Origin of the sequence: Gordonia jacobaea, assembly GCF_001186365.1 — a bacterium.
GTDB lineage: Bacteria > Actinomycetota > Actinomycetes > Mycobacteriales > Mycobacteriaceae > Gordonia > Gordonia jacobaea.
The window spans coordinates 1-12,832 of sequence record NZ_LDTZ01000024.1 but is presented as its reverse complement, the minus strand read 5'-3'; the positions used below and the strand labels follow the sequence as shown (position 1 = coordinate 12,832).

The 12,832-nt window shown below is 66.9% G+C and carries 11 protein-coding genes; 2 read left to right on the top strand and 9 right to left on the bottom strand.

Going from position 1 to position 12,832, the window contains the following annotated elements:
- Nucleotides 1-4: 4 nt before the first annotated feature.
- Entirely contained in the window at nt 5-2,056 is a 2,052-nt protein-coding gene (locus ABW18_RS20120) for an acyl-CoA dehydrogenase family protein (protein WP_049700778.1), read from the top strand.
- 16 nt (nt 2,057-2,072) lie between these two features.
- Here the strand turns inward: ABW18_RS20120 and ABW18_RS20115 are convergent, their stop codons facing one another.
- The 9 genes from ABW18_RS20115 to ABW18_RS20075 form a co-directional block, all read right to left on the bottom strand.
- On the bottom strand, nt 2,073-2,792 hold the full coding sequence (locus tag ABW18_RS20115) for a hypothetical protein (protein ID WP_049700777.1): 720 nt from the start codon (nt 2,790-2,792) through the stop codon (nt 2,073-2,075).
- Nucleotides 2,789-3,358 carry a hypothetical protein gene (locus tag ABW18_RS20110; protein WP_082937907.1) on the bottom strand — a complete coding sequence of 190 codons (570 nt, stop codon included), beginning with the start codon at nt 3,356-3,358 and terminating at the stop codon, nt 2,789-2,791. The genes ABW18_RS20115 and ABW18_RS20110 overlap by 4 nt, the downstream gene beginning before the upstream one ends.
- Nucleotides 3,345-4,394 (bottom strand): DUF998 domain-containing protein, encoded by a 1,050-nt coding sequence (locus ABW18_RS20105; RefSeq protein WP_049700775.1) that lies wholly within the window; start codon nt 4,392-4,394, stop codon nt 3,345-3,347. The genes ABW18_RS20110 and ABW18_RS20105 overlap by 14 nt, the downstream gene beginning before the upstream one ends.
- 361 nt (nt 4,395-4,755) lie before the next feature.
- Nucleotides 4,756-5,733 (bottom strand): porphobilinogen synthase, encoded by a 978-nt coding sequence (gene hemB / locus ABW18_RS20100; protein WP_049700774.1) that lies wholly within the window; start codon nt 5,731-5,733, stop codon nt 4,756-4,758.
- 11 nt (nt 5,734-5,744) lie between these two features.
- The gene (locus ABW18_RS20095; protein ID WP_049700773.1) at nt 5,745-7,415 is read right to left on the bottom strand and encodes a bifunctional uroporphyrinogen-III C-methyltransferase/uroporphyrinogen-III synthase; all 1,671 of its coding nucleotides are present in this window, start codon (nt 7,413-7,415) and stop codon (nt 5,745-5,747) included.
- A gap of 52 nt (nt 7,416-7,467) precedes the next feature.
- A complete protein-coding gene (gene hemC / locus ABW18_RS20090; protein ID WP_049700772.1) occupies nt 7,468-8,394 on the bottom strand; it encodes a hydroxymethylbilane synthase in 927 nt (308 codons plus the stop codon).
- Entirely contained in the window at nt 8,391-9,785 is a 1,395-nt protein-coding gene (locus tag ABW18_RS20085) for a glutamyl-tRNA reductase (RefSeq protein WP_049700853.1), read from the bottom strand. Before ABW18_RS20085 ends, hemC begins: the two co-directional genes overlap by 4 nt.
- Before the next feature lie 34 nt (nt 9,786-9,819).
- Nucleotides 9,820-10,626, bottom strand: coding sequence for a redox-sensing transcriptional repressor Rex (locus tag ABW18_RS20080; RefSeq protein WP_049700771.1), 807 nt, complete (start codon nt 10,624-10,626; stop codon nt 9,820-9,822).
- A 131-nt stretch (nt 10,627-10,757) separates the two neighbouring features.
- Nucleotides 10,758-11,015 (bottom strand): glutaredoxin family protein, encoded by a 258-nt coding sequence (locus ABW18_RS20075; RefSeq protein ID WP_049700770.1) that lies wholly within the window; start codon nt 11,013-11,015, stop codon nt 10,758-10,760.
- Between the two features lie 257 nt (nt 11,016-11,272).
- Between ABW18_RS20075 and ABW18_RS20070 the strand changes: the two genes are divergently transcribed.
- Nucleotides 11,273-12,358 (top strand): HAD family hydrolase, encoded by a 1,086-nt coding sequence (locus ABW18_RS20070; RefSeq protein ID WP_082937919.1) that lies wholly within the window; start codon nt 11,273-11,275, stop codon nt 12,356-12,358.
- Nucleotides 12,359-12,832: the final 474 nt, after the last annotated feature.

Genomic DNA, 12,832 nt, shown 5'->3' with positions numbered 1-12,832 from the left:
GCTCATGTCGACCCCAACCGAGAGTCCCTCGACGCCAGCAACCGACGACGACCCCAGCATCGACACGGCAGTCGCCGACACCAGCGAACTGTCCGAAGCCGAACGCGGTCTGCTCGTCGACAACCTGCGCTACGTACTCGACGGACGCTGGCGAGCCACCCGAGATGAAGTTCGACGACGCGCCAACCGCGCCGACCTGCTTCCCGATCCGTCGCGAACTCTCGAACAGGCGCGTGCGCGCATCCTCGAGGAGATGCGCGAACTGTCCGACGAAGGATTCGCGGCTGCCGGATTCGGCGCCGACCACGGCGGCACAGGCGACGTCGGGGCGTCGATCACCGCGATCGAGATGCTCGGCTACGCCGACCTGTCCCTGATGGTCAAGGCGGGAGTGCAGTGGGGACTGTTCGGCGGCGCCGTCGAAAACCTCGGCACCGCAAGGCATCACGAGAAGTACGTCGCCGACACCATCAGCCTCGACCTCCTCGGCTGCTTCGCCATGACCGAGACCGGGCACGGTTCCAACGTGCAGGAACTCGAGACGACCGCGACGTACGACGCAGCCACCAAGGAATTCGTGATCCACTCGCCGACACCGTCGGCCCGCAAGGATTACATCGGCGGCGCTGCCGAACACGCCCGCATGGCATCGGTTTTCGCGCAGTTGATCACTGCCGGTCCCGGCCAGGAGCCGGAAAGCTATGGCGTGCACTGCTTTGTGGTGCCGATCCGCGACGCCGACGGCAACGACCTTCCCGGTGTGACGACGAGCGACTGCGGCTACAAGGGCGGACTGCCCGGCGTCGACAACGGACGCATCATGTTCGACGAGGTGCGCATACCGAAGGACAACCTCCTCAACCGCTATGCCGACGTCGAGGACGACGGCACGTACTCGTCGCCGATCGAGAACCCCAACCGACGCTTCTTCACCATGCTCGGCACACTCATCCGCGGTCGGATCACGGTTGCGGCCACCGCCGGAGCCGCGTCGCGTAAGGCGTTGGCGATCGCCACACGATATGGCTTGGTGCGCAGGCAATTCGACGCCCCGGGCGACGAGGAAGAGATCGTCATCCTCGACTATCTCGGTCACCAGCGAAAGCTGCTGCCGCTCATCGCGAAGTCGTACGCCATCGCATTCGCACAGAACGAGCTCACCGAAGAACTTCACGAGGTGCAGTCCGACACCCCGGCCGAATCGCCCGACGGCTCTGCCGACGATTCCAAGGCGGGTCGCCAGCGCGAGCTCGAAGCCAACGCCGCAGGACTCAAGGCGTACGCGACATGGCACGCATCTCACGCGATCAATGTCGCTCGCGAAGCATGCGGCGGCGCAGGCTATCTCGACGAGAACCAGATCTCGATCATCCGCGGCGACATCGACGTCTTCACCACGTTCGAGGGCGACAACACCGTGCTCACCCAGCTCATCGCCAAGGAAGTGCTTTCGGCCTACGCCGACGACGTCCAAGGCCTGTCGGCAGGCGGTTGGGTGCGGTTCATCGCGTCGATGGCGCGCGACGTCGTCGTCGAGAAAACCGCTGCGCGACAAGTGGTTCAGACACTCCTGGAGAGTTCGGACGAAGACACCGAGAAGTCGGCGCTGACCAACCGTGGTACTCAGCTTCGACTCTTCCGCAACCGCGAGGACCATCTGGTGCGCACCTGCGCGCAGCGTCTGCGTCGAGCTACCAACGACGACAACGATGCGTTCGAGGTGTTCAACAACGCGCAGGACCATCTGCTCAAGGTCGGGCAGGCTCGCACCGAGCGGATCGTGCTGGAGGCGTTCGTACAAGCCATCAACGACTGCGATTCACGCGCCGCGGCCGAGGTACTCGGCAAGGTGTGCGATCTGTTCGTCTACTCGGCCCTCGAGGCCGACCTCGGCTGGTTCATGATGCATCGCCACATCTCCGTGGAGCGCGCCAAGGCGATTCGACGCGGCGTCAATGAACTCTGCCAAGACCTTCGTCCCCACGCGGCGACGCTCGTCGACGCATTCGGCATCCCCGAGGAACTCATGGGCGCGCCGATGATCGACAACCACTGAGTGGTCGGGGGCTGGGTTAGCTGCTCGGCCCCCGCGGGGACACACCGAGTTGCACCGCGAGGTGCGCCTCGGTGAGTTCCTGCCGGAATCGTTCGACGTCGCGGGCCCACGCCTGGGCGAGCTTGCCGTCGACGAGCTTCACGCCGACGCCCTTGCGCCGTCGCGGAACACCCGCGAGTTCTCCGAGCGCCGGAGCGCTCTCCCACTTCTCGTGTTCGGCGCCATTGTTGGCCGGGTAGATCTTCTCGATGTCGGCGAGCGCCATCAGCAGTGTCCCCTGCTGCAGCGTGGTCTCGGTCAGTTCGACGCCGACGTGACGGCGCGCCGCATACACCTGGACGATCGAGAACAGCGTGATGATCGCTCCGAGGACCGAAATCCACAGCCAGTGCACGCGGCCGGGGCCTGCGATGTCCATCGCGAGCACGGCACCCGCGAGCACCGGACCGATCGCCACGACCCACCAACTTCCGCCCTGCTCGACGAACAACGTCTCGCCACGATCCTCGGGCGCCGGGATCGGGTTTGCGGGGTCCTCGGGCTCGGCGGGTTCCTCGGGGTCGGCGAGATCTGCGGTCTGTTCGGGTTGTGCGGCTTCTTCGGACTCGTCGGTGGGGGCTTTGTTGCCGTCGGTCGATTCCTCGCTACCGACATCGCCTTCAGGCTCGACGCTGCTATCCGCTGACTCTGCGGGTTCTGCGCTGCCATCGGCGGGATCGTCAGCGGCAGAGCTCACGCTCTGTCCCGTTTCCGGTCCTGCTTGTTCCGCGCGGAGGCGGCGCCGTTGGCGCCCGATCGGTTCTCGGCGGGGCGTGTATTACCGCCCGGCCTGCTCTTGCCGTTCGCGACGCGACCCTTGCCGCCCGACTTACCCTTGCCCGACGTCGACTTCTCCGGGCACTCGGGTGGGCTGCCGGCGTTGAACCACGCGTCGGCTTCCGGCCGGTAGGCGAACAACGATCCCAAGAGTCCGATGACTGCTGCGAGCAGCGTGAACGCCAGGGCAGGATCGCCGAAACTGAGGAACACCAGCATGATCACCACGACCAGCGTCAGCGCCGCCAACGAGGAGCGCCAACGAGCATCCCCGACGTAGGCCTTGCTGCCGAGCAGCACGTACGCCACGCCGACCGCGATCACGATGATCCCGATCCCGATCGGAAGCAGCGTCGGGCCGTCGGCAAAGATGCCTGCCAGGATGTAGACGACACCGAGCAGTCCCAACAGAACGCCGGACGCTATCCAGCATCGATACGCCCAGGTCACCATCTTCGGGCGTTTACTTGCGTCAGGAAGGGTCACTGCTTTGCTTTCTGTCTGTCGACGGCTCGCTGTGCGGCGTCGACTCGTTCTCGCGGCTGTGGAGACGCGCCTCGACGGATCGGTCCCCCTCTTCGGAAGCGTAGTCGCCGTGGCCCGTTCCCGACGGCGTGCCGACTGTATTCGGATCTTTCTGCAGCGATCCGGTCTGGGGTGTTGCGTTTTGGGGTGACGTGCTCTGGGGTGACGTGCTTTGGGGTGATGCCGCCTCGGTGGTCGTCGGCGGCTGCCAGCCCCGGAGTCGCGCCTCTTCTTCCCAGGACGTCGGCGTCGGCGAGTTCTGGGGATAGTAGGCGTTGTCGGGATACTGGCCACCGGCCGGAGGCTGGTCGGGTGCTTGTCCGTACGACGGAGGCGCGACCTGCGGGTACGGCGGTGTCTGCTGGTATGGCGGTGTCTGCTGGTACGGCGGAGCTTGAGAGTAAGGCGGGGCCTGCGGGTACTGGGGTGGGTACGCGGGAGGCGCGGGGTACCCGGGCGGCGTGGTTTGCGGTCGGCGGTAGTCGGCCATCGCGCGGCAGTAGGCGTCGGACTCACGTCTCAGCAAGAGGATGGTCGCGCCCAGCGCAGCGATGCCACCGATGGTCAGGGGGATTCCGGTCCACCAGGGATCGACGCCCCCGATCAGCGAGAACGCCATGTCGATGAGAACGAAAACTCCCATCGCACCAAGCAGGACCCGCGCCCAGTTGTATCCCTTGCGCACAAACCAGACGAAGGTCAACGAGATCGCGGACAGGACCACCGCGGTGATCACCGTAATCGCGATCAGGAAGCCCGAGGACGTCATGAGGTCTACCTCTGCGCGCGGGGTATCGGCGGGGAGGTCGGAGGCTCGCTGGTTCATCATGTCGCGCAGGGTCGGATACTGCGCGACGGCCGTGACTATCCTGGCGATGACCACGACAATCCACAGCTCACACGCGATTGCCACCGAGTCGGGCAGCTTCGGGCGCTTGTTCTGCCCGTCGGGCTGCGCGGACGCGGGGTCGCGACGCGGATCGAGAAAATGCGACATAGCTCCAGCGTAATGAACGCAGCTTGGTGCGCGATGAGGACCTGCGGAGCGCGGCCGCGTACACAACTCGGACGCCAGCGCGAGGCCACGACAATAATTTCGATCACCCCCCGCTGACGTCACGATTGTGTACGCACGCCAGACCACGACCGGCGCCGATACCCGACGGCTGCGCGAGGTGGTCTCGACTCGGGTCCTCGCTGCGCTCGGGCCCGCTCGACCAGCGGTTGTGGCCGCGCCGTCCAGCCAGCGAGGACGGGTCCGGCGGCCGGCGCGTGTGGTCTCGACTCGGGACCTCGCTGCGCTCGGGCCCGCTCGACCAGCGAGAAAGCGCGCGCCGCGCGACCAGCGGTAAAGCGGCCTAGGCCAGCTTGGCGGCGACCTCGGTCGCCCAGTACGTCAGGATGATCGAGGCGCCTGCGCGTTTGATCGAGGTCAGTGACTCGAGGATGGCGGCGTCGCGGTCGATCCAGCCGCGCTCGGCGGCGGCGGTGATCATCGAGTACTCGCCCGAGATCTGGTAGGCCGCGACGGGAACGTCGGAGATCTCGGCGACGTCGCGGACGATGTCGAGGTAGCTCATGGCGGGCTTGACCATCACGATGTCGGCGCCCTCGTCGAGGTCGAGGTGCACTTCGCGGAGCGCCTCGGTGCGGTTGGCCGAATCCTGTTGGTAGGTACGACGATCGCCCTGCAGCGACGAGCCGACAGCCTCGCGGAACGGGCCGTAGAACGCGGACGCATACTTCGCCGAGTACGCGAGAATGCCTGTGTCGGTGAGACCTTCGGCGTCGAGCGCGGCACGAATCTCGGCGACCTGGCCGTCCATCATCCCCGACGGACCCAGAAGGTGCGCACCGGCACGAGCCTGCGCGAGCGACATCGACACGTAGCGCTCGAGCGTCGCATCGTTGTCGACTCGGCCGTCGTCGGACAGCACGCCGCAGTGCCCGTGGTCGGTGAACTCGTCGAGGCAGGTGTCGGCCATCAGCACGGTCGAATCACCGAGATCGTCTGCGAGAACACGCAATCCGCGATTGAGGATGCCGTCCGGATCATCAGCGCCGGACCCTATCGCGTCCTTGTCCTCGGCCTTGGGAACACCGAAGAGCATCAGCCCGCCGACGCCCGCGCGCACGGCTTCGTCGGCCGCTTTACGCAGCGAGTCGAGCGTGTGCTGCACGACGCCGGGCATCGATCCGATCGGACGCGGATCGTCGATGCCGTCGGCGACGAACATCGGCAGCACGAGATCGGCTGGGCGCAGCGCGTTTTGCGCGACCAACCGACGCATCGCCGGTGTGGTGCGCAACCTGCGGGGACGAATAACCGGTGCCATACGCCCCACCTCTACGACCGCGACCGCCGCGACTTCTTGCGCGGAGGAGGCAACGCGCCCTCGGCCCGCAGGCGAGCGGCGTGCTCGGCGAGGGCGTCGACCAGTTCGGTCACCGACGCCGACTCCGGCTGAACGTCGACGCGCAGTCCGAATTCGGTTGCGGTCTCGGCAGTCTTGGGGCCGATGCACGCAACGATGGTGCGCGCGTGCGGCTTTCCGGCGATGCCGACCAGGTTGCGGACCGTCGAGCTCGAGGTGAAGCAGACGGCGTCGAATCCGCCGGTCTTGATCATCTCGCGCGTCTCGGCGGGCGGCGGTGCTGCCCGCACGGTGCGGTACGCGGTGACGTCGTCGATCTCCCAACCGCGATCGCGCAGACCCTCCGAGAGGGTCTCGGTGGCAATGTCGGCGCGTGGCAACAGGATTCGGTCGACCGGGTCGAAGACGTCGTCGTACGGCGGGAAGTCTTCGAGGAGTCCGAGGCTCGACTGCTCGCCGGACGGAACCAACTCGGGGTTGATGCCGAAGGTCCGGACCTTCTCGGCCGTCGCTTCGCCGACGCAGGCGATCTTCACCCCGGAGAACGCGCGGGCGTCGAGTCCGAACTCGGCGAACTTCTCCCACACGGCACGCACCGCGTTGGTCGAGGTGAACACGACCCACTGGTAGCGACCGTCGACGAGTCCCTTGACGGCGCGCTCCATCTGAGCAGGGCTGCGGGGCGGCTCGACCGCGATGGTCGGCACTTCCTTGGGCACAGCGCCGTGGCTGACGAGGCGTTCGCTCATGTCGCCTGCCTGGTCCTTGGTGCGGGGCACCAGCACGGTCCAGCCGTAGAGTGCGCGCGACTCCCACCAGGAGAGCTTGCCGCGCTGGCTGACGACCTTGCCGATCGTGAGGATCAGCGGTCCGCTCAGCGCGTTGCCCTGCTCGTTGAGCGTGGCCAGCGTCGCCTCGATGGTGCGCTGTGCGCAGGTGGTGCCGTTGATCGTGATCGCGACGGGCGTCTGTGGGGCGAGACCGTGCTCGGTCAGTGCGCTCGCGGTCTCGGCCAGATGGCCCGACGTCGCGTGCAGCACCAGCGGTCCCGGTGCTGCGGCGAGCGCGGCCCAGTCGACGCCTTCGGCGCGGACGTCGGCCTCGGTGTGGCTCGAACCCAGCGGCATGCCCGCGTAGCTCGGGACCACGGAAGCCGCAGGCAGTCCTGGCAGCACCTCGAATGCGACCGAGGTGCGCGAGACGGCGTTGACCTCGGACAGCACCGAATCGGTCGTCAGCGGATCACCGGAGACGACGCGGACGACGTCGTCGCCCTCCTTCGCCGCGGCGACGAGGGTGCGAGCGACCTCAGCGGGATCGCCGAGTGCGGGATGGACGATCTGGTCCTGCTCCTCGACGGTGTCGTCCGCGGCGGTCGCCGAGTCGTCGGACTCGTTCTCGTCGGTGGCCTCGTCGGCCTTCTTCGTGTCGTTCTTGGTGCTCTTACGCGCGGATTCCGCGAGCTCCTGCCGGTGGGCGGAGCCGATCATCGCCACGACGGCTGCTGGAACGTCGGGATCGATGAAGGCGGTCGTCGCATTCGCGATCACTGTCCGCGCACGCACGGTTAGCAGTTCGGGATCGCCGGGACCCGATCCCACGAAGAGGATTCGACCCGGATTGGCCTTCTTCGTACGGCTCATGCGTTCGCACTCTCCTGCCCTCGTCGAGAGGGCTGCAGTTCTTCTCTGCTGCTCAGGAGTTGACGAGTTCGCCCGCTCCCAGATCCAGCAGTTCGGCGGCGAGGCCTCGTCCGAGTTGTGTGGCGTTGTCGACCGGACCCACCACCGAAGCGCGGATCACATCGGATCCGTCCTCGGCCGCCACCGCCGCACGGAGCGACAGTTCGGCGAAGATGCGCCCGTCCTCATCGATCGACTCGACCACTTCGGCTATCGCACCGACCGGTGCGGTACATCCGGCTTCGAGAGCCGCCAATACCGCACGCTCGGCGTCGACCGCCACGCGGGTGGCCTCGTCGTCCAACTCGGCGAGAATTCTCACCAGTTCGGCATCGTCGGAGCGGCACTCAACTGCCAGTGCACCCTGCGCCGGTGCTGGTAACAGCACCACGGGATCGAACGCTTCGGTGACCTCTTCGGCCCTGCCGATGCGGACGAGTCCGGCACGGGCGACAACGACTGCGTCGAGTTCGCCGCCGGCGACTTTGCCCAACCGAGAATCTAGGTTGCCTCTTAGGGGGCGGATTTCCAAACCGAGACCCAATGCTTTAAGCTGTGCCGCCCTTCGCGGGGAGGACGTGCCGATCGTCGCGCCGGGAGGAAGCGCCCCGAGTACGAGGTTACCCCTGCTGACCAGCGCATCTCGTGGATCTTCCCGGGGCGGGACGGCCGCGACTACCAGGCCCGGATCGGGTGCTGTCGGCAGGTCCTTGTAGGAGTGGACGGCGACGTCGACTTCGCCCGCATGCAGCGCGTTGCGGATGGCCGTCGTGAACACTCCGACGCCGATCTCGGCGACCGGGGCCGCCGACGCGTCACCCGCCGTCTTGATGATGACCAGCTCTGCGGGATGCCCGTTGGCGGTCAGGGCGTCGGCGATGGTCTGAGACTGGGTACGGGCGAGCAGCGAGCCTCGCGTACCGATGCGAATGGGGCTCAACGCTCTCCCTGATCGGCCGACGTTTCGCCGACGCCATGCTTGTCGCCCAGACCGCTCTCCGGCGCCGAGACGGCCTCGGCAGCGCCCGGCTTGAGCTCGAAGAGTTCACGCAGCGCCTCGGCGTAGTGGTCGCCGTTGGGCGTCGACGCGAGTTGTTTGACCCGGACAGTGGGGGCATGCAGCAGTTTGTCGACGACGCGTCGAACAGTTTTGGCGACCTCGTCGCGCTGAGCGCCCTCGAGGTCGGGCAGGCGGGTCTCGAGCCGGAGAATCTCCGCCTCGACGACGTCGGCTGCGCGTTGACGCAGCGCCGCGACGGTCGGCGTGACCTCGGCCTGACGCTGCAGGGTCAGGTAGTCGGAGAGCTCGCCGCCGACGATCGAGCGGGCAGCGGCGGTGTCGTCGTGCGCGGCCTGTGCCTCGGAATCGCCGCGCAGACTCTCGATGTCGATGACGTGGACGCCGGGCAGGCGCGCCGCGGCGGGATCGACGTTGCGGGGCAGCCCCAGGTCGCAGATGATCAGCGGCTGCACAGCGGTACGTGCGGCCAGTGCCGAATGCACCTCGCCGACGCCGACGACGGTCCCGATGGAACCCGTGCATGCGACGACGACGTCCGCGGAGGCCATTACGGCAGGCAGATCGTCGAATCCGACGCCGCGCACGGCGACTCCGGGATGATTGGCCGCGATATTGCCTGCGAGGTGCTCCGCGTTGGCGACGGTCCGGTTCACCACGACAAGCTCGCGGACGCCTTCACGGGCCAACTGGGCGGTCGCAAGACCCCCCATGGCGCCGGCGCCGATGACTACGGCTCTGCGCAGCGACTGCTCGGGATCGATCTCTGGCGCCGCCTTCTGCAGCAGATGCTGGGCGCGATGCAGCGCAACCGACACGACCGACGCCCCCGCGCGGTCGATTCCGGTCTCGGAGTGCACCCGCTTGCCGACGCGCAGGGCGTGCTGGGCGAGCTCGTGCAGGGTACGGCCGGTGGTCTTGTTGGCGTCGGCGTCGAGGTAGGCGTTGCGGATCTGACCGAGGATCTGCTGCTCGCCGACGACGATCGAGTCGAGGCCTGCGGCGACGGTGAACAGATGCTCGACGGCGGCCTCGGAGTAGCGGACGTACGCGTGGCGGGTGAGGTCGTTGATGGAAAGCCCGGAATGGTCGCCGAGCACGTCACCAACGGCTTCGAGTGCGGGGTGGAATGCGTCGACGACGGCGTAGATCTCGACGCGATTGCAGGTGGAGACGAGCATCGCCTCGGAGATCGCACGCGACGACAGCAGGTCGTCGACGAGCTTGGGCCGGTCATGGTCGGCGACCGCGAGTCGCTCCAGAACGTCGACGGGTGCGCTCCGATGGCTGATTCCGAACAGCAGAACACTCACCGCGTCACCGTCTCCATCGCAGATCTCGCACTCATCATCCTTGACCCACACTCCGTATGTCTGTTCTGGGCACGTCCGCGACGCCGACCCCCGGCAGTTGGTCAACAGCCAGATCGTCGCCGGGCCCCTTGGCCCTGAGCGGCACGTCCACAGGCAGGTCGACATGGCCCTGCTGCCCATCTTCCCCGACAGACAACGGGGTGCGTGACGCGTGGAACGTCAGCACCTGCAACTCCAAGGCTAGATCAACCTGTCTGACGACGACATCGGAGTCCGTCGACAACGTTGCGGCGGTCACGTTCAGCAGTTGCCGGATTCCCGCGGCGATCAACGCGTCAGCTGCGCGTTGTGCCTTGTCAGGACCGGTGGCGATCACCCCGATGTCGACCTGGCCGATCGACGGATCGTTCGCAAGAGAAGCGAGACCGGCGCACGGGGAGACCACCACGTCGTCGACGACGGTCCCTATGACGTCCGGATCGTCGTCGAACATCGCGACGACCCGGAAGGTGCGGTCGGTGGCTGTGTGCGCGACGAGTAGGCGACCGAGGGTGCCTGCGCCGACGAGCACGACGGTGTGGACGGTGTCGGTGTGCAGTGCGAGCGCGATGCGGGCGGTGAGGCGTCCGACGTCGTATCCGACGCCGCGTACGCCGTTGGCGCCGACATGGGACAGATCTTTGCGGAGGATGGCCGGGTTGACTCCCGCCGCGGTCGCCAGTTGGCCGCTGGAGGCGATCAGAATGCCCCGCTGCCCCAGGGAGCGCAGAACGTGGAGGTAGGTGGCCAGGCGCGTCACCGACGGCTCGGGGATGCGATCAGACGCCGACCCGATAGCCATTGCGCACACTCACTTTCGACTAACCCGACCGAAGGATCAGCGTAATACGCGGCCTTCGACGCTCGGCACGCGACCCGCGGCGGGAGTTCGGGGAGTTCGCGGGTTCAGGGTTTCGCCGCGCGCTCGGGCGTTCAGCGCTTGGCGGCGTCGAGGTCGGCGCGCAACCGCGGCTCGTCGACCTCCCAGTAGCTGTGCTCTTCGCCGTCGAGCAGGACGACGGGCAGACGGTCGCCGTACTCGGCGCGTAGCTCGACGTCGCCGGAGTTCGCGGCGGCGTCGACGTCGACGATGTCGAACTCGACGGACAGCTCGCCGCAGATCCGATCCAGGTCGGCGCGGGCGGCCTCGCAGGCCGAGCAGCCGTCGCGGGTTAGCAGCGTGATGGACATCGAACGAACTCCTTCGACGTTGGTGCCAGAACAGTCTGACACCATGACTACTCTGTTGGTGAGCAGGCCTGAGCGAGGCGGCATTCGTTGAGTGGTTGTGCATTCGTGAGAGGTGGAGGGTGGGCGTGACCTCTGAGGGCGAGGAGCCGAACGGCGAGGTTCCCGATTCCGGGTCCGAGGTGTCCGACGTCGGCGACACTCCGCACAAGGGCGCCTCAGACGGCGGAACGCCAGGTAGCGAGGCCCCTTCGGGCGGCGTGGGCGCGTCCGATTCCGCAGATGCCGAGGCGCGGCCGGTCCGCAGTGGCGAGGACTGGGAGTCGCACGCCGACGACGTCGACGGTTCCGTCGGCGACGATGACGACGAGATCCATGCCGACGACGAGTTCGACGACGAAGAATCCCGCCGGGTCACGACCTGGATCTCCGAGCGAGCTACCGCGGCCACCGGACGGTTCCGGCAGACCGCGCAGGAATTGCGACAGGCCCTCGCGGGAGAGGCGTCGGCGCAGGCGGCCGTCGATTCGCTGCGCGCCCGGCCACCGAGCGAAACCGAACCCGACGTCGACGTCGACCTCACCGCCGCGGCGTTCTTCGACGTCGACAACACGCTGGTGCAGGGAGCGTCGATCGTGCACTTCGCGCGCGGACTCGCCGCGCGAAAGTACTTCTCGTACTCCGACATCTTCGACTTCGCGTGGACGCAGGCGAAGTTCCGCATCACGGGCAAAGAGAACGCCCAAGACGTCGCAGAGGGTCGGGAAAAGGCGTTGTCGTTCATCGCCGGTCGCGAGACAGCCGAGCTCGCCAGACTCGGCGAGGAGATCTACGACGAGTACATCGCCGACAAGATCTGGCCTGGCACAAGGGCTTTGGCTCAGCGCCATCTCGACGCCGGTCAGCAGGTGTGGCTGGTCACCGCGACTCCGGTCGAGCTGGCACAGACCATCGCTGACCACCTAGGCCTTACCGGTGCACTCGGCACCGTCGCCGAGAGCGTCGACGGCAAGTTCACCGGACGACTCGTCGGCGACATCCTGCACGGCCCGGGCAAGGCACATGCCGTGCGCGCGTTGGCAATTCGCGAAGGACTGAACCTCAAGCGGTGCACCGCGTACTCGGACTCACACAACGACGTCCCGATGCTGTCACTGGTCGGGCGCGCCGTCGCGATCAATCCCGACGCTGACCTGCGCGACGTCGCAAAGGTGCGCGGCTGGGAGATGTACGACTTCCGTACCGCCCGCAAGGCCGCAAAGTACGGGGCGTCGACGGCACTGGTCGTCGGGGCCGCGGGCGCCGCGAGCGCCGGCGCCGTGAAGCTGCTGCGCAACAAGGGCTGACGCCGAGGGGTCGTCGGGCGTCGGGCTTCGGGTTTCGGCGCGCGCCGGCGGAAAGTAGGGGAAGGATTCTTCCCCTAGAAACCTCCTGCCAGCCGGGGCGTCGAAAGTAGGGGAAGCAATCTTTCCGGCACTTCCTGACACCTCCCCCGGAAACTTCGCGGGGACGAGTACGAAACCCGAGGAAAGAACCTTTCCCCTAGAAACTTCGGGCCAGCAGCTCCCGAAACAGCCTGCCGCACCGTCGAAACGGCGCGCCGCACCGTCGACGCCCCGCCCGCAGAAAGTAGGGGAAGGAATCTTTCCGGCACTTCCTGACCTCTCCCCCGCAAACTTCGCGGGGACGAGTACAAAACCCGAGGAGAAAACCTTTCCCCTAGAAACTTCCGCCGGCCGGTGCGCCACAACCCGAGGAAAGAACCTTTCCCCTAGAAACCACCCGCGGGCTCGACGGCCAAAACTAGGGGAAAAACCCTT

What these genes read in the sequence shown, in the direction of transcription:
- ABW18_RS20120 (WP_049700778.1), top strand. Translation starts at nt 5, where the DNA reads ATGTCGACCCCAACCGAGAGTCCCTCGACGCCAGCAACCGACGACGAC.
- ABW18_RS20105 (WP_049700775.1), bottom strand. Translation starts at nt 4,394, where the DNA reads ATGTCGCATTTTCTCGATCCGCGTCGCGACCCCGCGTCCGCGCAGCCC.
- hemB (WP_049700774.1), bottom strand. Translation starts at nt 5,733, where the DNA reads ATGGCACCGGTTATTCGTCCCCGCAGGTTGCGCACCACACCGGCGATG.
- ABW18_RS20095 (WP_049700773.1), bottom strand. Translation starts at nt 7,415, where the DNA reads ATGAGCCGTACGAAGAAGGCCAATCCGGGTCGAATCCTCTTCGTGGGA.
- ABW18_RS20080 (WP_049700771.1), bottom strand. Translation starts at nt 10,626, where the DNA reads ATGGCTATCGGGTCGGCGTCTGATCGCATCCCCGAGCCGTCGGTGACG.
- ABW18_RS20075 (WP_049700770.1), bottom strand. Translation starts at nt 11,015, where the DNA reads ATGTCCATCACGCTGCTAACCCGCGACGGCTGCTCGGCCTGCGAGGCC.